14 protein-coding genes are annotated in these 18,792 nt (G+C 46.1%); 10 read left to right on the top strand and 4 right to left on the bottom strand.

The window, feature by feature from the left end:
* Nucleotides 1–24 precede the first annotated feature (24 nt).
* Nucleotides 25–1,572, bottom strand: a complete 1,548-nt coding sequence (locus Q1A08_RS08195; protein ID WP_299771703.1) for an acetolactate synthase large subunit — start codon at nucleotides 1,570–1,572, stop codon at nucleotides 25–27.
* Nucleotides 1,573–1,751: 179 nt separating this feature from the next.
* On the opposite strand from Q1A08_RS08195, the gene Q1A08_RS08190 reads away from it, so the two are divergent.
* The 5 genes from Q1A08_RS08190 to Q1A08_RS08170 all read left to right on the top strand — a co-directional run bounded on the left by Q1A08_RS08190 (nucleotide 1,752) and on the right by Q1A08_RS08170 (nucleotide 8,739).
* On the top strand, nucleotides 1,752–2,444 hold the full coding sequence (locus tag Q1A08_RS08190; RefSeq protein WP_299771701.1) for a Crp/Fnr family transcriptional regulator: 693 nt from the start codon (nucleotides 1,752–1,754) through the stop codon (nucleotides 2,442–2,444).
* Between the two features lie 90 nt (nucleotides 2,445–2,534).
* Nucleotides 2,535–2,819 (top strand): GNAT family N-acetyltransferase, encoded by a 285-nt coding sequence (locus tag Q1A08_RS08185; RefSeq protein WP_299771699.1) that lies wholly within the window; start codon nucleotides 2,535–2,537, stop codon nucleotides 2,817–2,819.
* Nucleotides 2,816–4,021 (top strand): NAD(P)/FAD-dependent oxidoreductase, encoded by a 1,206-nt coding sequence (locus Q1A08_RS08180; RefSeq protein WP_363323509.1) that lies wholly within the window; start codon nucleotides 2,816–2,818, stop codon nucleotides 4,019–4,021. Before Q1A08_RS08185 ends, Q1A08_RS08180 begins: the two co-directional genes overlap by 4 nt.
* 71 nt (nucleotides 4,022–4,092) lie before the next feature.
* Nucleotides 4,093–4,698, top strand: coding sequence for an NAD(P)H-dependent oxidoreductase (locus Q1A08_RS08175; protein ID WP_299771698.1), 606 nt, complete (start codon nucleotides 4,093–4,095; stop codon nucleotides 4,696–4,698).
* A gap of 1,200 nt (nucleotides 4,699–5,898) precedes the next feature.
* Nucleotides 5,899–8,739 (top strand): response regulator, encoded by a 2,841-nt coding sequence (locus Q1A08_RS08170; RefSeq protein WP_299771696.1) that lies wholly within the window; start codon nucleotides 5,899–5,901, stop codon nucleotides 8,737–8,739.
* An 18-nt stretch (nucleotides 8,740–8,757) separates the two neighbouring features.
* Here the strand turns inward: Q1A08_RS08170 and Q1A08_RS08165 are convergent, their stop codons facing one another.
* Complete coding sequence (locus tag Q1A08_RS08165) at nucleotides 8,758–9,972, bottom strand: sterol desaturase family protein (RefSeq protein WP_299771694.1); 1,215 nt, start codon at nucleotides 9,970–9,972, stop codon at nucleotides 8,758–8,760.
* A 93-nt stretch (nucleotides 9,973–10,065) separates the two neighbouring features.
* Between Q1A08_RS08165 and Q1A08_RS08160 the strand changes: the two genes are divergently transcribed.
* Nucleotides 10,066–10,542, top strand: coding sequence for a peroxiredoxin (locus Q1A08_RS08160; protein WP_299771692.1), 477 nt, complete (start codon nucleotides 10,066–10,068; stop codon nucleotides 10,540–10,542).
* Nucleotides 10,543–10,604: 62 nt separating this feature from the next.
* On the opposite strand, the gene Q1A08_RS08155 is transcribed toward Q1A08_RS08160, so the two are convergent.
* Entirely contained in the window at nucleotides 10,605–12,848 is a 2,244-nt protein-coding gene (locus Q1A08_RS08155; RefSeq protein WP_299771690.1) for a DUF1631 family protein, read from the bottom strand.
* Between the two features lie 273 nt (nucleotides 12,849–13,121).
* Between Q1A08_RS08155 and Q1A08_RS08150 the strand changes: the two genes are divergently transcribed.
* Both Q1A08_RS08150 and nadC read left to right on the top strand, forming a co-directional pair.
* Entirely contained in the window at nucleotides 13,122–13,664 is a 543-nt protein-coding gene (locus Q1A08_RS08150; protein WP_299771688.1) for a TIGR02281 family clan AA aspartic protease, read from the top strand.
* A 57-nt stretch (nucleotides 13,665–13,721) separates the two neighbouring features.
* Complete coding sequence (gene nadC, locus Q1A08_RS08145) at nucleotides 13,722–14,573, top strand: carboxylating nicotinate-nucleotide diphosphorylase (RefSeq protein ID WP_299771686.1); 852 nt, start codon at nucleotides 13,722–13,724, stop codon at nucleotides 14,571–14,573.
* A 67-nt stretch (nucleotides 14,574–14,640) separates the two neighbouring features.
* Here the strand turns inward: nadC and Q1A08_RS08140 are convergent, their stop codons facing one another.
* Nucleotides 14,641–16,233, bottom strand: coding sequence for a methyl-accepting chemotaxis protein (locus tag Q1A08_RS08140; RefSeq protein ID WP_299771684.1), 1,593 nt, complete (start codon nucleotides 16,231–16,233; stop codon nucleotides 14,641–14,643).
* 112 nt (nucleotides 16,234–16,345) lie between these two features.
* Between Q1A08_RS08140 and Q1A08_RS08135 the strand changes: the two genes are divergently transcribed.
* Complete coding sequence (locus Q1A08_RS08135) at nucleotides 16,346–17,371, top strand: isoaspartyl peptidase/L-asparaginase (protein ID WP_299771682.1); 1,026 nt, start codon at nucleotides 16,346–16,348, stop codon at nucleotides 17,369–17,371.
* Nucleotides 17,372–17,526: 155 nt separating this feature from the next.
* Nucleotides 17,527–18,777, top strand: coding sequence for a sensor domain-containing diguanylate cyclase (locus Q1A08_RS08130; protein WP_299771680.1), 1,251 nt, complete (start codon nucleotides 17,527–17,529; stop codon nucleotides 18,775–18,777).
* Nucleotides 18,778–18,792 lie beyond the last annotated feature (15 nt).

Below are 18,792 nucleotides of genomic sequence, written 5' to 3'. Positions count from 1 at the left end.
AGCAGTTTAAGGCCTAGCGAGCCCTTAAAGAATGACCTCGATTAAACGTGGGCCAGATTCAGCTAGCGCGGCTTTAAACTGCGCTTCAAATTCCTCTACATTAGTGGCTCGGCTCGCCTTTACGCCCTGCCCTTCGGCTATTTTTACCCAATCGAGATTAGGGTTCGACAGATCCAACATAGATTTGGCACGCTCACCTGGATTCTCTACCCCAACTCGCATTAATTCCAAGTTCAAAATGGCATAACTGGAGTTATTGTAAATAACCGTTACTACATCCAACTGCTCTCGAGCCATAGTCCAAAGAGCTTGGTTGGTATACATGGCTGCACCATCGGCTTGTAAATTGATCACTTTGCGATCTGGGCAAGCCACTGCCGCGCCAACGGCAACGGGTAAGCCTTGACCGATAGCACCGCCAGTTAACGTTAACCAATCATGCTTTGCTGCCCCTTCATACATGCCGTAGGAGAAAATACCCGAGGTATTGGCCTCATCAGAAACAATGGCGTTTTCAGGAAGGTAATTAGCGATCACCGCACCAACCGCCTCAGCGGTAAACAGCTCCTCCTTGCTTGGAATCGCCGGTAAGGCTAGATCTTCAACAAGTTCTAGCTCAGGTGCTTCAAGTAACGCGACCAAGCGCTGCAGAGCATCAATTTGGTCATCTTGGGCACTGCCCAAATCTTGAATCTGGCAATCGGCTGGGGTGAGCACACTGGGCTTTTCAGGGTAGGCAAAGAAAGAGACTGGTGCCTTAGTACCCAATACCACCATATGTTTGAAATCCTTCAGCACATCAGCGGCAAATTCACCTAAATATGGCAAACGATCTACAGTGGGGCGACCACGTCCACGCTGAATGCGAGCTGGGAAGACTTCGCAGATCACTTTTGCGCCGGTAGCCTGCTCAATGCGCTTTGCCAGCACAATGCCTTCTTCACGCAAAGCTCGGCCACCTAAGAATAAACAACATTGCTCACCTTCTTTGAGGGCCTTAGCAGCCGCTGCTAGATCCTCATCACTTACCTTAGGCCAAGCCGCCGGCTCGATGGGCGCAACGGCACCCTCAGACTCTGTCCAGGCATAGTTGGCCGGTACAATCAGGTTAGCAATGCGCCCAGCGTAAGAGGCCGCCACTGCCTCAGCACCATCTTTTGCCATCTGAACCGCACTTTGACTGGTGCGCACCCAATCAGTGTGTAAGGAGGCATGCCCCTCGATGTCTGAAGTAAGCGGGGCATCGAGCGGAATATGGTCGACCGCATGCTCTCCAATGATATTAACAATAGGAGAAAATGCACGCTTGGCATTGTGTAGGTTTGCCATACCATTGGAATAACCCGAGCCTAGATGTAACAAGGTTGCCGCAGGCTTATCAGCCATACGGCCGTAGCCATCAGCCGCACCGGTCACCACACCTTCAAATAAGCCCAAAATTGGCCGCATACCTGGGATTTTGTCAATTGCGGCGACAAGCTGCATTTCGGAGGTGCCAGGGTTTGCAAAACAAACCTCAACCCCAGCATCTATCATGGTTTTCAACAAAGCTTCAGCGCCATTCATCGACATGAGCGTCTCCATTATTTTCAAGTTTTGACTACGGCCGCTTGCATTCAACTCGCATTCAACTTCGAGTATTTAGCAAGACAACCCTAGAGTATTTTAGGTTGGCTAGTTTAGAATAAGCCCCTCTTAGACTCTGTCAGTTAGGCGACAAGTCGCCAAGACCACCAGCAAAGATTACTTTCATGACTCAGGACTCCCCAGCCTCTACCAATCGTGACAGCCCACTTAATTGGATTGCACATCTGCCACAAAACGTTGAGGCCGAGGTTTGTGCCGCCATGAAGCCCCGTCAAGTCAAGGCGGGCGAAGCCATATATCGCTTTGGCGAAGAGGCCGATGCCACCTATCAAGTTATTTATGGCAGTATCCAATCGAGCAATGTTACCGCGGAAGGCAAAGAGATTTTGCTGCACATTATGCAACCTGGCGAATGCTTTGGTGAAATCGGATTGATTGAAGGTTCACGGCGTGCAAATAATACCGAAGCCCGTGAAGATTGCGAGCTGGCGGTACTCAATAAAAGCGATTTTAATGAGCTGCGATCACGCCACCCAGAAATCAATGAGGCGATATTGCAAATGCAATGTATGCGTTTGCGCATGGTCTTTATGTTTATCGAAGACAGTGCCCTGCGACCACTTCGGCAGAGGCTAGCTCGCCGCCTGGTACTAATGGCCACTATGCTGGGCTCGCGCGATGAGCAACAGATCTTTATCAAACAATCCCTTTCCCAAGAAGAGCTCGGCAAGATGCTTGGTGCCTCGCGTCAATCCATCAACAAAGAGTTAAGCCTACTGGAAAAAGAAGGTATCGTTGAGAAAAGCCGCGATGGTATCCGAATCCTAGATCCTGCGGCATTAAACGCTATAACCTGATAAGCTTAGCGCTGCCGTTATCGCCAATACAAATACAACATTATGGCAAGCGGTGAACTTATCTAAACCATAGCAAACAACGATAGTATTATGACCAGCAACGAAAGTTTTTTAATCGATCATCAAGAAAGCAGCTGCCGCTTTATAGTTCCCAACAGCCAAGCGGTTTTAGAGTATCAACTATCCGCCGATAAAAGCCGAGTCGATTTTAATCGCACCTTTGTGCCAAACGATATGCGCGGCAGTGGTGCGGCACAAGCCTTAGTAAGCGCCGGTCTGCGCTGGGCACGCGAAGAACAACTGACTATCGAAGCAAGTTGCTGGTATGTCGATAAATTTTTAAACCGCAAAAGTTCTCAAACGAAGCAACCGTGATTCATACTGATGTCATTATTATAGGTGCAGGCGCTGCTGGGCTTATGTGCGCCTGGCAGGCCGCTGCCCGCGGTCTAAATGTTCATTTGCTAGAGAGAGCCAAACGCCCAGGTCGAAAAATTCTGATGTCCGGCGGTGGGCGATGTAACTTCACTAACCTGGAAGTCGAACCCAAGCACTTCCTGTGTAACAACCCCCACTTCGTAAAATCAGCACTTAGCCAATACAGCAACTGGGATTTTATTGGCAAGGTGATTGAGTATGGTATTCCCTACCACGAAAGAGATTTGGGCAAGTTATTTTGCGATGACAGTGCGAAAGATATTCTCGACCTACTTCTTAATGAGTGCGAGCAGGCAGCTGTTAATTTAATCAAAGGCTGTGAAATTACTGAGGTGGAGTGGCGCGATGGTGGCAGCTATATGCTCAGCACCAATAAAGGTGATTTTCAAAGCGCCCAACTCGTTATTGCGACTGGCGGCATGTCTATCCCCAGTATGGGAGGCGGCGATCTGGGCTACCAAATCGCCGAGCAATTTGGCCTCAATATAATACCTACCCGAGCGGGCTTAGTGCCCTTTACCTTTAGTGATTACGCAGGGCAGATTTTTGAATCTCTATCCGGTATCGCACTGGATGTTACCCTTAGCAACGGCCGAGCAAGCTTTAGCGAAGCCGTATTGTTTACCCATCGAGGCCTCAGCGGCCCAGCCAGCCTACAGCTATCAAACTACTGGCACAGCGGTGAAAGCATCGCTATGGATTTATTGCCGAGCCTAGAAGCGGAGCCGTTTTTGCTCGCAGAGAAAAGCAAACAAGGCCGTGCTAAATTACGAAACGTACTGCGTGAACTACTACCAAAAGCCCTCGTTAAACTATTAGAGCAGCAGTGGTGGCCAAAGGAAGCAGAACTAGCCATGGCCGAATTTAGCAATCAGCGCTTACAAGAAATAGCCAGCCAGCTCAATCATTGGGTATTAAAACCCTCTGGCACAGAGGGCTATCGCACCGCCGAGGTGACCCTTGGCGGGGTAGATTGCCAACAAATATCTTCAAAAACCATGGAATCCCAATCACAGCAAGGGCTATATTTCATTGGCGAAGTGCTCGATGTCACCGGCCATTTAGGTGGTTTTAACTTTCAGTGGGCCTGGAGCTCGGCCTTTGCTTGTGCCAAGGCGCTTAAAGGCCAGAACCAGTAAATTAGGACATGCTTTAGTACACGTACTGGTCTAAGCTTTGCGATCTAACAAAACCAGTAGCGAGTAGTCTTATGAATCTAGCCATTATCTGCGGCAGCCAGCAGCCCAACTCTCAGAGCTTAAAGGTCGCCAAGTTCCTCCAGCAGCGCCTTAAAGAGCAGTCATTAAGCCAGCAAAGCTCAATACTGGACTTAGGAGAACAACCGCTCGCGCTTTGGGATCCAAGTATTTGGAGCGGTGACGAGCAATGGCAAGCGGTGTTAAACCCTATCGCTGACCGGCTAAAACAGGCCGATGCTTTTATCGTTATTGCCCCTGAGTACCACGGCATGGTGCCAGCGGCGCTCAAGAACTTCTTTTTAATGTGGGGTAATGGTGAGCTAGCCCATAAGCCAGCGCTACTAGTGGCAGTCTCAGCCGCTGTTGGTGGCGCCTACCCGATCGCCGAGCTGCGTATGAGCAGCTATAAAAACAACCGTATCAGCTATATGCCCGAGCATCTCATTATCCGCAACGTGGCTAAGGTGTTGAATGAAGAGCTGGCAGGTGAAGAGGATGAAAAACTGCGCCAAAGAATCGATTACAGCCTGGACCTACTGGCTGAGTACAGCAAGGCCTATGAAGGTTTACGTGCCAGCGGCGTTATTGACCTTAAAACCTGGCGCAATGGCATGTAAAGGCACAAAACTAAACAGCTAGATCTGTGTTGGCCAGTCATTGTGGTTGGCCAAGCATTTTCCTGAAGCCTCTTCAGGCACGATAAAACGCCCCAAAAACACTACCAAAAACAACAGCATCCATACTCTTAACCCTGCCCCAACCAAGCAAAACGCTTCTTTACCCAGCTTGAACCTACTTTAGATAGACATCCTTATAATGGGAACCATTGTCGAACGGCTCAAAAAGAGCCCAACTAATTTGAGGTCAGTCAGATGCTTGTTACTTCTATTTTGTATCCAGTTGTTTTCGCTCTACTGGGTTTAATTGCTAAGGACGATTTAAGTAAAGCCTAAGCAAATATCTTTTTATACCCCCTGCACCCTAGGTGCATTTACTCTGCGACGCTTGAAGCCCCAACTCCCGGGGCTTTTTTTATGCCTCGCGAAACTGAACGCTCTAACACCGCCCATTGTTTTACAAAAACAGCGGTCACACAGAAATCTGTTAGCGCTAAGCTCGTTTGCTCTGCGTTAAAACGCCTGAAAAATCCTATCAATAGCTGAGCAAGCGGAACACTTAACTCAGTCCCAACCAAGCAATACGCTTCTTTACCCAGCTTGAACCTACTTTAGCTAGACATCCGTATACTAGAAACCGTTGTCGAATGGCTCACAAATGAGCCCTACTAATTTTGAGGTCAGTCAGATGCTTGTTACTTCTATTTTATATCCGGTTGTTTTTACGCTCCTGGGTTTGATTGCTAAGGATGATTTGAGTAACTCCTAAGCATCACCTTTTTATACCCCCGCACCTTAGGTGCATTTACTCTGCGACGCTTGAAGCCCCAAACTCCCGGGGCTTTTTTTATTTCTGTAAACGGCTCTACTCATTTTCTGTTAACTTCCCTTTTTGAGCGGGTTCACCTTTTTCACGCTGCCGCAAACCCTACACCCTTTCCCAGCTGCCCAACTTGACTCAGCTCTACTCAGAAGAAACATTTCTAAACTACATACTTTCTGCTTATTTAGCTTGCCGAATATTTACCGATGCTATTGGAGTAATTACATTAGTCATATAAGAGCTTGTTAACATGAATGTACTGCTGTCTCCTGCGTATACTTCAGTTATCAAACTAAGGGAGTACAGCAGGTGGGTTCTTGAGATTGACACGGCGGTCAGTCTGCACTTTGCTCAACAAGGAATATGAGTAGTATCTAGTGTCAAAAATTCCTCTTAAAGCAGGCAGCCTTCTATCTGGCGTTTTAATTATTGGGCTACTGTGCTTGACTTTTCTAGCCAGCCCAACCTCACCAGCTCAAACGAGCATAGACAACGCTATTCAGTGGCCAATAGAAGGCGGCAAAACTCTACGTAGCAAATTACGTTTTTATGCTGATTCAGAAAACCAATTTCATGGCAGAAATTTTCCTGACGAGAAATTGTTCAAGCCGGCAGAGGAATTCAGACAGGCTGCCACAAATAATCCCATTTGGGTTACTTTTAGCCTTAGAGAGATGGCCGGCCGCAATCATGAGGCATTTCTGATTAACAACGACTCAATGTTTGATGTTATTGATATCTATGAGCGTAAAGATAACGGCAACTATCAATTAGCCATGAGGCTTGGTGATATTGATAGAGATTACACCGTACCAGAATTGTTTCAAATCCATCTAAAAAGTTATGAAATCAAAGAGTATTTAATAAAGTTGAGGCATAGCGGAACATTCAACCTACCGCTCAGCCTGCTATCCGATTATGATTTCTATGTAAATATAATCAAAGACACCATAGTAAAGAGTGCCTTCTATGCCACTTTAATTGCACTCATTGCGGTATATTTTATTGTTGTTAGGCAACACATTAATCGCAGTGATGTGTATTTTCTTACTTCATCCCTTCTCGCTGGCATGTGTTTTGCGCATATAGATGGGCTATTTCATACCCTATCTGATCGGCACTGGATAAAGCATGGCAACCTGGAGCTATTTACTTACCCCTACGTGATGTGTTGGGCTCTCTTTGTCAAAACATTCACAAATATTGAATCAGAGTTTCCACGAAAAATAAATGATAGGTTGTGTAGGATTTTTTTCTACTTCGGCTTAATACTATCTGCTACATACCTATTCGATTTATATAGTGGTCAATTGCCACACCCCAATCGAATATACATTTTCCCGGTAATAGCAGTATTTATCATGCTGATCATCAGTGTTAATTTGCGCTCGATATCTTACCGCACAATTACCATCGTATCCTCTGGCATACCCTGCATTGGCATATGTTTCTACCTGTTTTATAACGATGTTTTTGGCATGAGCCAAGAATATGACAACCATATCGTGGCAAGAGTGCTTTATGTGCTAAACCTGCTCTTTGCAGTTTATATTCTTAGCAAGCAATCAGTGAAACGCGTACAACAACAGTTACAAAGCGAGCAACGCAAAAGGCTCGACGACATCAAAGTGATTGAAACTGATCAGCTCATCAATAACATCGCCTCAAGCCTAAGGACACCACTGAACGGCTTAACAGGAATGATCGACCTAATCCGCAACACAAAACTAGAGGGCACCCAAAGGCATTGTGTGGATATTATCGACCGCTCAGGCGCCGAATTAGTACGACTGATTGACAATTTTGAAGATTACAACTCAAATAGCAGCCGCTTTACTGAAGAAATTCGTGAGACCTTTAGCTTGGAAGATTGCATTATCAGCAGCTGTCAAGGCTACTCTCAGCAAGCCATCAACAAGAACTTAGAACTCTTATATGACCCCAAATATGATACTAGCCATAAGTTCATTGGGGATCCCATAAAAATTCGGAAAGTCGTTTCGAGGCTGCTTGAAAATGCCGTAAATTTTAGCTGCAATGATGATATCAATATCATTTCAACCTTAAGCCAACCTGAAGCCAATGGCGAAGTTAATGTTGTTGTATGGGTAGAAAATAGAATCAGCAACGATATTGATGAACATATAAATAATATTAACTCGTTCTTTAATTCAACGGCCGACATCCAAAGGATGAAAGGCTTAGAAATCGCCCAGCAGTTGTTACACAGTATCGATGGAGAGCTGAAATTCAAAGTTGTTAACAATCTTGTAAGCATTGGGTTTTCAGTAGGCTTAGAACCAGCGCCCAGGACTCTGCGAACCACAGAAAGAAGTTTGAGTGACTACAATTGCTTGATAATTGCTCCAAAATCAAAACGAATTGAATTGCTCGAAATCCAACTGGAAGAGTGGAAAATGCGCTCGACCCACTTAAGCAATATAGAAATTATCGATAAGAGCTACCTAGAGCGACATGATTTTGATTGCTGCATCGTGGATATGGATTGTAAATTTACTTACAACTATATTAACAACCACTTTATGCGTGAATTCCATAGCTCGCTGCCTCCTGCCGTATTTATCTCTTATACCCTACGCCAACCCAATGTAGCCCTTGAAAACTTCAGATGGAATACAAAGTGCCTAGCAAAACCCATGCACCGCGATAAGTTAAAAATGGCACTCAAAAAATTAGCCGTATCCATCCAAAGTAATGACGATGACTATGTCAGCATCTCAAACACTGCACCACCCACCAGCGGTTTTAATTTATCTCTGGATATAAATACCGACAAGAGCTATCAACATCACCGAGTTATGGTAGCCGAAGATAATGCCGTCAATCGCCAAGTTATGCGCAGCCTGCTAAACAGATTGAGCATCAACTGTGATTTTAGAAATAATGGTTACGAGGTAACTACTGCCATCTGTGAAGTGCAGCGCCCTTATACAGTAGTACTAATGGACTGCGACATGCCAGGTATCGACGGATTCGAGGCCACAAAAAAAATCAGGCAATTCGAAAAACGTCATGCCTTAGAAGCGATACATATCATTGCCGTAACCAGCATAGGCGCCAAAGAACAGGAAGATAAGGCTCGCCAAAGTGGCATGACGGGCTTTATTCGCAAGCCCGTCAGCTTAGATATACTGCGCCTAGAGTTTGATAAACTGAGCAAAAACAAGCGTAATGCTGTAACTCGGCTTTACGAGTAATTTCCGTGTATAGAGCAACTAGGCCTGAACAAGTTTTTTGGGCCATAGAGCCCAAATTACGATCATAGACATGACTGCTTGACTCGATAGCGCAACCCACCATAGAGCGTTATCAAAGTAGTGTGAAAAACACACCAAACAAAACCAGCTAAGAACTAAACGTAATGTCTCCCAGCGCATGTCTTGATTATCAAGCATACTGGTAACCGTGAGTAAAGGCGCACTCATTAACACCCACAGTAGATACAGCTGTAACGAGCTAAAATCTGCCGCTGCCATGGCCAGATATAAAGTTGATAAAGCCGCCAATGAAATGTGAATACCCGCATAACACTTCATCCATAGTGGCGTATCAGGGTTGTATTTTTGAAAGCTCTTTAAAGGGTATTTTTTTATTGGTCGAGACTGCTCAACATCGAGGGGGCGCCAACCCGTTGGCATAAACCATATTCGTAATTTGTCTTTCCAGCTATTGGTATAAATCGCATCCTGTAGCATCTGCCACCACTGCTGAAAGTTGGCAAAGAAAGGGTTAAAACTTAACAGTGGGCGTCGAACACCAAAAATGGCAGGGACAGCATCAAGCTCCTCTTGAAAAGTACCAAAAAACTTATCCCAAATAATAAAAACTCCACCATGATTTTTATCAATGTATTCTGGATTTTGAGCGTGGTGAACACGGTGGTGAGCAGGTGTCACCATAATGGCCTCTATCCAACTAGGCAAACGCTTGATATGCCGTGTATGCACCCAAAATTGATAAACTAAATTCCAAGCCCCACAGGCAAGCACCACTTGCCAAGGGATTCCGATTAATAATAACGGTATTGAAAACAACCAAGTCATAATATGCGTGCTCGGCTGCCGTAAAGCCGTACTCAGGTTGTACTCTTCACTTTGGTGGTGCACAACATGCCCCGCCCAAAGAAAATTAATTTCATGGCTAAAGCGGTGCTTCCAGTAATAGCTGCAATCATAGATAATAAAAGCAATAACCCAGGTCCAAACAGACTCTTCTGGCCATAGCGGGAAAAGCGCGCCATTTAGTCCGGACATCGCCCACAGCCCTAATGAAAAAACAATAAGGCGGCTAGTTTGGCTTAAAACACCTGTTGCAAGGCTTCCAACGGTATCGTTTAATCGATAATAGCCCGTCCCTTTTCGCCAATCATAGGTAATTTCTAGCAACATCAATATAATGAACGCTGGTGTCGTATAGCTTAAAATACCCACAGGTAAACTCCCAAAGCTAAGCTAGTGATCGTTATTATTTTTACACTATACTACGATTTGCCGAGAAAATAACTGCAACAACAGGAGCAAATAATGATCAGCGAACAGCAATCCCTACCTTCCATAGACCTTCAAACCATGACAGAAAACGGCCCTATCACCCTCAGTAGTGATCAGCTGTTTAAAGATAAAAAAGTCGTTTTATTTGCAGTTCCTGGTGCTTTTACGCCAACTTGCTCGGCCGCCCATTTACCTGGCTATGTGGCACTGGCTGAGGACTTAAAGGCCAAAGGCGTAGAGGACATCTACTGCACGTCGGTCAATGATGTTTTTGTTATGCATGCTTGGGGGCAAGCGAGTGGCAGCCCGGATGTGAAGATGTTGGCAGACGGCAACGGAAAGTTTGCGGCCATCTTAGGGCTTGATATGGATGCTCAAGGCTTCAACATGGGCAGCATTCGATCAAAGCGTTACGCTATGATTGTTGATAATGGTGTAGTAAGTCACCTTGCTATAGACGCTAAAGGCCTCGATCAAAGTAGTGCCGAAGCCATTCTAGCCAAACTATAAATACTCGAGTCATAGCTTATTCTAGCGTTGTCTCACCATGCTTTGACGAGACCAAGAATAAGCTATGATCTGCGGCGACGCATATCACCGATTACTGTTTGCAGCGCCCGATCAAATAGCTGGCCGTCATTGAGCACCCGAAGCTTTTCATCTTTTATCGACCAAGCTAGCTCATCAAGGCTTAGCTCCATAACTTTTTTGCCTTGTCGATCAACAAAGACATAACGCCCAACAGAGGGCAAAATAGCCGCCAGGCGACATCGCTGTACACCATTATCACTATTCCACTGTAGCCATGCTCCCTGGCTTAAGCGTCTAGCTTGTCGCATCGCGTAGTCGCTTGGGGCCAAGCTCTCACGAACCAGTTTACTATCGGCACCAACTTCTTTTTCAGTCTTTTCTGCTAACTCTGCCTTAGGCTCATCCGGGTCAGCTAAAGGTAAGGCTTCAGTCTTCGCTGATACAGAACAAACTTCATCTAGATCTAAACTTACCTCTTGACGCGGCTTCTGATTACGCACATGGTTTTCAATAGCCTCAAACCAGCTTCGGCTCTGGAAACTATCTAAACCAACATCAGCTAGATCCGCTTCCATTTTTCGCACCAATAAAGCCAATTCAGCTTCATTATTGCGCTGAGCACTTTCGCGCACAATATTAGCCAACTGCTCTGCCAAATCCAGCTTTTCGCTCCAGGCGACGCTTTCCGCTCCCTGCTTTAGATAAACCATTTGCAGCACTCTAGACCAAGCCTGTCTTAGCAAGGCCTGGGCAACATTGGGTAAGTTTTGACAGGTTTTACCTAAGACCTGCTCAACCGCAGCTTTCGCTTGAGCACTAAGCGCTTCGCCCCTGACTTGATCGACAGTCCTCTGGGCAACTAATTCTGCACGGCGCTGTTCGCGATCTAGAAATTTTTTCAATTGATGGTGCAACTCAGTAAACAAAGTTACATCATCAACAAATTCACTCTGCACGCGCTGAACAATTAATTCTAATTGTTCTAGCAGCGTATCCTGTTTACGCTTATCAGCATCATCAGATTCCTGCCAACCCAGTGCGCAACGCGCCATCTCGTTTAATAACTGTCTAGCAGGGTGGCTGCCTGCTTGTAAGAATGCAGCATCGGCCAAGGCAACTTTTAATAAGGGAATTTGCATCCTAGACAATACTGCTCGCATTGGCGCTGCTAGATTTGGATCCTCCCAAATATACTCAAACAGCATATGTACGAGATTAATGATATTGCGGTCTAGCTGTGAAACCTGCCCCTGGCTTTGCAACAAAGCTGATAGTTTTGCGCTTAAAGCACGGGCATCCTGCTGGCTTTGCAAGGGCACATTTACTTGCTGCTGAAAACCCTCGAGTAACTGAGTAATATGCTGACTACTCAAAACATTTTCTTCAACCTTGCTATTTAAGGTTGGAATTAGGGCATCTTCATCAGTTATTAGCTCATGTAACTCACCAAGAGCATGGCCTTGCACTTTAGTATCTGCGCGAACACGGGTACGGCGGGTATTGAGCTTTGCACGTCTTTCGCGACTGATTTGACGCTGTAAATCAGGTAGCACTCCCTGTTGGGCCATTCGTTGATTCAGCAAGCTATAGGCATTGGCAAACTGCTGCAGAACGCTGCGCTCAAAGATTTTCAACAATAGGATTTTGATTTTTATTGCGACGGCTAAGCCGTCTAATTGCGCAGCGAAACAAGTCACGAGTTTTTGAGCATCACAGGGAAGTCGTTCCACATCATCTTCACCTTGTCGCCCTAACAAATAGAAACAGCGACGCCATAGGTGATCTAAGCTTTGCTGATGTTGCTGCTTATGGGCTGTCACCATAGCCTTGACAGCCACCTCTTCTTCTAAGTCGTCCTCAGAAACCAAGGCAACATCATCAGCGAATAACTCATGATCACCATAAATATCTATGGTAGTTACATTGCTAGCACTTGGACTTTGCAACTCTACAAAGGCTTTACGAAGAGCCTCAAACATTGATTGAGCCAAATTAGCCTTAGCCATTCGCACGGTGCGCATAGCCTCAAAATAACTGTTTTGCTCAAGATTACTGCCCGCTAGTTCTGCACGTTCAAATAGTGCATCATCAGCCTGATTGAAGAATTGACTCATGCCCTGCTGTAAGACCTTGGACAGCAACAGGTGCACAGCTTGCAGCCCTCTAGGCAGCTGTTCAACGGGTTTGTGAACCGGCTCTTTAAGCGCAGCGTCGCGCAGCTTGGCATTATCCACGCTGGGCTTATTGGCCTTAAGTGGTATCACATTGTCTTTGCTATTAACCATAAATTACTTAGCCTGGTAAGCAGAGTCCCTAGGTGAGCATAAAATGTCCAACAATGATTGATATTGCGGACGAAAGAAATCCGGCCTCCTATGCCGCTATTCCTTTAAGATAATAGTATTAATTATTCACAAATGGGCATAAAAACGACGTACTGTTAGAATGTTTGATAATAATTTGACTTGAAGCACACTCTCGCGGCTATAAGCTGGCGCCCTTTTTACCGGGCATCACTTAATTCAACCGGCGAACCAAAACCACCCAGAGACAAGAGCATGACAGATCACCAAACTCCCCCTGATCCAAGCACTGACAAAATGGGCCGAGGAATGATGTATTTGGCCTGGTTGTGCTTTTTAGTGCTGCTGAGCTTTGGCTTTAATAGTTGGCTGGAAAATCGCCAAGAACAGCGCTATCAACCTTTAAGTCAAAGGGAGGGGCAAGTGATCCGTGTCGACCTCAGCGCAAATAGGCAAGGACATTACCTCAGCCAGGGCAAGGTAAACGGCAAGAATGTTCGCTTTTTATTGGATACCGGTGCAACGCTGGTCGCAGTGCCTGAAGCATTGGCTCGCAAGCTGGGTATGCCAAAAGGCCAGGCCGGCTATGCGCAAACCGCCAATGGGCGGTCTCGCGTTTATATGAGCCGTATTGAAAGCCTAGAACTTGGAGATATTCAATTACAAAATGTCGCAGCTAGCATATCCACTGGCATGAAAGGCGAGGAGATACTGCTAGGCATGAGTGCACTTGGACAACTGGAGTTTAGTCAACAAGGGCGAACCCTTAGCCTACGCCAACTTAAAGCCCCCAATTAAGACTCACAGCCGCTATGGTATAATGCCTAGCTTTGTAACTTACAGAAGAGACAAACAATGGAGCTCAGTTCGCTCACAGAAGATATCAGCCGCAATGTACGTGCTGCACTGCTAGAAGATATTGGTGATGGTGACATTACCGCCGCATTGATTCCCGCCACGCAACAAGCGACCGCCAAGGTTATCACTAGAGAAGACTGTGTGGTCTGTGGAGTAGCTTGGGTGGATGAAGTTTTTCGCCAGCTGGACCCTAGCGTAAAGATCGACTGGCATGTACAGGATGGCGATAAGGTTAGCGCCGACAGCTTGTTATACACTCTCAGCGGCTCGGCCCGCAGCTTGTTAAGCGGAGAGCGCGCCGCACTGAATTTCTTACAACTGCTTTCTGGTACAGCTAGCAGCTGCCAAAGTTATGCACAAATGGTTGAGCATACCCAGGTTCGTATCTTGGATACCCGCAAAACTATCCCAGGGCTGCGCATGGCACAGAAATACGCCGTCAGCCAAGGCGGCTGCCATAACCACCGTATTGGTTTGTTTGATGCCTATCTGATTAAAGAAAACCATATCGCCGCCTGCGGTGGCATTGCAGAGGCTATTAACCAAGCTAAGATTAATCAGCCTGGAAAAGCGGTCGAAGTTGAGGTGGAATCAATCGACGAAATGATGCAAGCCTTAGAAGCTAAGGCCGACATTATTATGCTTGATAATTTTGACAATGACATGCTGCGCGAGGCAGTCGCTATTAATGGCGGCCATGCAAATAAAGCAAAGCTAGAAGCTTCTGGTAATGTTAATCAAAGCACCTTGGTGGGAATTGCAGAGACAGGTGTCGACTATATTTCCATCGGCGCACTTACCAAAGACTGCAAAGCTGTTGATTTATCAATGCGCTTGACCATGTCGTAATAAGCAAAAAAAAGGGCCTTAACTCAGGCCCTTTTTGTTTTATAAATCTGCTTTTAGGACCCTTCTTTTACAAACCAAATCGACCAACCAATTCATTTAAACGACTTACGGACTGACTCAGATCACCGGCCGTCTTTTTGGTTTCGGTCGAGCCTTGCTGCACAGCGGCGCCTAGAATTGAAAACTCTTCAACTTGGCTTTCAATACAGCGTGCATTATTACTTGCGCCGCTGTTCAACTCAGCTACTGTTCGACTAGATTGGCTTAAGTCCAATATGGTTTCTTGAATTTGATTCAAGGTCGCCACGGTTTCCTGAGACATCTTAGCGGACTGCTCAGCTTGATTACTATTGTGTTCCATCGAGGCAACTACCGTGCTTATAGCGTTCACCAGAGACGTTAACATATTGTTAATTTCTTCGGTTGACTGCTGCGTACGATTCGCCAATGTGCGAACCTCATCGGCAACTACTGCAAAGCCTCTACCCGACTCTCCTGCTCTAGCAGCTTCAATCGCTGCATTTAGTGCAAGCAAATTGGTTTGCTCTGCAATTTCTGCAATGGTTCCAACAACACTGGAAACTTGATCACCGGTATTACGAAGCTCACCAAGCTGCTGCGATGAAGCTTCAATATTATGGGACAGCTCCACCACACTGCCTGCCGTCGCGCGCACCTGCGCCGCACCACCTTCAACAACCTCTGCACCTTTTTGAGCGGCTTTATAACTTTCTTCAGAGCGCTGCAAACCTTCCTCAACTGAAGACCGAAGATCTTTCATTCGCAAATTCAATTGCTCGATTTCACCATTAAGTTGCACAACTTGTTGATCTGTATCACCAGAGTGCCCCTGCATATCTTCCGAAGCTGAGGCTACTCCGTAACTGACCTTTTGCACATCTGTGAGGGCCGACTGAACACTACTCAATAAGTTGTTAACACTGGATGATGCTCTGCTGATTTCTTCTGGACCACCAACAACTAGCTGCTCACGAAGATTCAGCTCTTCAGCAACCAAGGTTAATTTGTCAGCCAAATTTGATATAGGTTTTGAGATTGTCTGCCGACTTAGCCAAAATGCACCGATGGCCACTACACTGATGGATGCCAACATAATCAGCACCAGAGTAGTAATCTCATTAACATCTGCTCGAATCATCGCTGCACTTTCATTGGCCTCTCGCTCCAGAGAAAGCTTTATCTGATGCAGATCCTTGTGAGAAGTATCAATCTCTTCTTGTAATTCAGACAAGGTAATTCGCGCCGCATCCCAATCGATTTCTTCAGTGGACATATTTGCCAATAAGGTTTCCGATTTAGTGCGAATTTGAGTCACACCTCGAGAGAGTTTATCTCGCTCAACACCGAGTGCTTTTAATTGCAGAGCCTTATCAATGACTTTAAAGCTTTTAGCTGTGAGCTGCTGATATTGCTCTTTATCTATGCTGGTACTGTAAAAGGCATAGGAGCCGATAAGAATTTTATCTACCTGTTGTCCAAGCTGTTCAATCGTGGAAACTGCAGGAAGGGTTTCATCTACAAAATATTTGGTTCGCTGACCAACATTATTGGCGTCTGCAAAAAGAAAAACTGCAGCAATAGCGCTAACAATGAGTACAGCCAAGTAGCCAAGTAAGGCTTTCATACTGATCGAATTCACAATACACTCCTATGAGTAACGTCAGCCTTCCGTGGCTACGGGCGTTGACTGCTTCTCCCAAACAACCCTCGCAGGCGCTATCGGCCAGCTACTGCTTTTCTGAAGAGTAAAGATGAAAATTAAGAGTAAATTTCAAATATTTAGAATCAGCCTAGCCTTAATCAGCTTATTATTGTGGAGCCTAGGCTCAAGCGCAGCAGATAAGGACAATATCGCTATTGTGATCCACGGTGGCGCCGGTAATATCAAAGCCGCTCAGCTTAGCCCTGAACAAGAAGCTGCCTACAAAAAGAAGCTGCAAGAGGCGCGCGATAAAGGCTACGCTATTCTCGCCAAAGGTGGGGAGAGCATGGATGCTGTGGTTGCTGCCATCACCATCCTTGAAGACTCCCCACTCTTTAATGCCGGCAAGGGCGCTGTCTACAATTTCGACGGCCAGCATGATCTCGACGCTTCCATCATGGAGGGTAAAAACCTACAAGCCGGAGCCATCGCTGGGGTGCAAACCGTTAAAAATCCCATTCTTCTCGCTCGTGCCGTTATGGAGAAGTCAGAACATGTATTTCTGGCTGGCCGGGGTGCCGAAGCATTCGCTAAGCGACAACAGTTAGCCTTGGTGGAGAATCGTTATTTCAATACCGAAAAGCGCTTTAAATCCTTACAAAAAGCCAAACAATCGCTACTAAAAACCAGCTGGAATCAGACCGATAAAGATCTAGCAATAGACTATAAAATGGGTACAGTGGGTGCCGTAGCACTAGATCAACACGGTAATATCACCGCTGGTACTTCCACCGGTGGACGCACCGCCAAACGCTATGGCCGTATTGGCGACTCGCCGGTGATCGGCGCTGGCACCTGGGCTGACAATCGCAGCTGCGGCGTTTCGGCCACTGGACACGGTGAGTTTTTTATTCGATTCAATGTCGCTGCTGATATTTGTGCGCGGGTCAAATATCAAGGTTTAAATATTCAAACGGCAGCGGATCAGGTGATAAATCAGGAGCTTGCTAACATTCAGGGTTCTGGCGGCGTTATTGTGTTAGATAAACAAGGCAACATCGCATACTCCTTCAACACTAAAGGCATGTATCGAGCCTATAAAAATAAAAAGAACTCTCACGTAGCCATTTACTAAGCCCGCAAGGCTAATACTAAAGGACCAATTCAAGGGGAATCCTCCTAGGCCGATACGGTAAAGGCACATAAGTTAGTTTTAAGGTCTTGCTCTTCAAGCTACCATCACTATACTGCCTTGCTTTCCCGACCGGCCCTAAACTTTGGGGATACACCATGATCTTTAACGGTTCACACTCAGATATTAGCGAGCAATTGGATGCTATTGGTACCCCGGTATCTATCTGGCAACAGGGAAGTACAGACACTTATCAATTGATCAGTGCTAACGACTTGTACCAAGAGGTACTCGATGGCCCTGTCACCCGGCAGCTCGGCAATGAGCTGCAAGGGATATTACCTCGCTATATCATCGCCGATATTAAGCAAGCCATGAAGGAATGCTGTCGAGACCTAGAATCCAAAGAGGTCGAAATCGCCATTGAGCGGCATGGTGAAACATGCTGGTGGCGTTTTGTTTACACCCCCGTTAGCAGTGAAGGCAAACAAAGGGTCCTCAACACTTGCATAGATATCAGCGAGAAAAAGCGCCTAGAACATAGCTTACAAACTAGCATGCGGCGTTTCGAGGCTGTCATTAATTCTGCCTATGACGGCATTATCACTATTGATGACGAGCAGAACATTAAGATGTTCAATAAGGCTGCCAGTGAAATGTTCGGGCTTTCTCAGCACGAAGCATTAGGCAAATCTTTAAGCAATCTAATTCCTGCTCGATACCGTGGAAATCACGCCAGCCATGTCGCTGGCTTTCGGGAATCACCTACTTTATCAAGGCCCATGCATACTCGTGCATCGGTTATGGGCGTACGCCAAGATGGCAGTGAGTTTCCCCTAGAGATTACTATCTCTAAGATCCAAGTCGGCACCAATAGCGAAATGACAGCAGTCTTGCGAGATATTTCTGAGCGCGCCCTGCTGATTGAAGAGCTACGACAAGCTGCGGCAATCGACCCCTTAACCGGCGCCTTTAATCGACGTTACTTTTCTAAGCAACTCGACAATGAACGCAAACGCTGCCAGCGCTTTGATCATCAAATGGCCCTTATAATGTTTGATGTGGACCATTTTAAAGAAGTCAATGATGCCAAAGGTCACAGCGAAGGTGATAAAGTACTTGAAGCATTAAGCTTAAAAGTTCGCCAGCAATTGCGCGACGTGGATATTTTCGCGCGCTGGGGCGGAGACGAGTTTATTATTTTAATGCCAGAAAGCGATTTAGCGGCGGCTACCGTGGTGGCTGAAAAAATTCGTGAGGCCGTAGCAATTTCACTCGCTCCAATCAGCTTGAGCATGGGCGTGTTGGGCTCAAATGGTGAACAAGAAGGTATCGATATTCTCAATCAAGTTGATAGCTTGATGTATACCGCTAAGAACGAAGGTCGCAATCGTGTAATTGGGGCTTAACTAGGGGGGCTTAAC

The sequence above is a fragment of the uncultured Pseudoteredinibacter sp. genome, from assembly GCF_947500695.1.
GTDB lineage: Bacteria > Pseudomonadota > Gammaproteobacteria > Pseudomonadales > Cellvibrionaceae > Pseudoteredinibacter.
The sequence above is the reverse complement of the archived record's forward strand: the minus strand, read 5'-3'. Positions and strand labels throughout refer to the sequence as shown.

Excerpts from the sequence above, each read along its gene's own strand:
- Q1A08_RS08195 (WP_299771703.1), bottom strand. The coding sequence starts at position 1,572 with ATGTCGATGAATGGCGCTGAAGCTTTGTTGAAAACCATGATAGATGCT.
- Q1A08_RS08190 (WP_299771701.1), top strand. The coding sequence starts at position 1,752 with ATGACTCAGGACTCCCCAGCCTCTACCAATCGTGACAGCCCACTTAAT.
- Q1A08_RS08185 (WP_299771699.1), top strand. The coding sequence starts at position 2,535 with ATGACCAGCAACGAAAGTTTTTTAATCGATCATCAAGAAAGCAGCTGC.
- Q1A08_RS08175 (WP_299771698.1), top strand. The coding sequence starts at position 4,093 with ATGAATCTAGCCATTATCTGCGGCAGCCAGCAGCCCAACTCTCAGAGC.
- Q1A08_RS08160 (WP_299771692.1), top strand. The coding sequence starts at position 10,066 with ATGATCAGCGAACAGCAATCCCTACCTTCCATAGACCTTCAAACCATG.
- Q1A08_RS08155 (WP_299771690.1), bottom strand. The coding sequence starts at position 12,848 with ATGGTTAATAGCAAAGACAATGTGATACCACTTAAGGCCAATAAGCCC.
- Q1A08_RS08150 (WP_299771688.1), top strand. The coding sequence starts at position 13,122 with ATGACAGATCACCAAACTCCCCCTGATCCAAGCACTGACAAAATGGGC.
- nadC (WP_299771686.1), top strand. The coding sequence starts at position 13,722 with ATGGAGCTCAGTTCGCTCACAGAAGATATCAGCCGCAATGTACGTGCT.
- Q1A08_RS08135 (WP_299771682.1), top strand. The coding sequence starts at position 16,346 with ATGAAAATTAAGAGTAAATTTCAAATATTTAGAATCAGCCTAGCCTTA.
- Q1A08_RS08130 (WP_299771680.1), top strand. The coding sequence starts at position 17,527 with ATGATCTTTAACGGTTCACACTCAGATATTAGCGAGCAATTGGATGCT.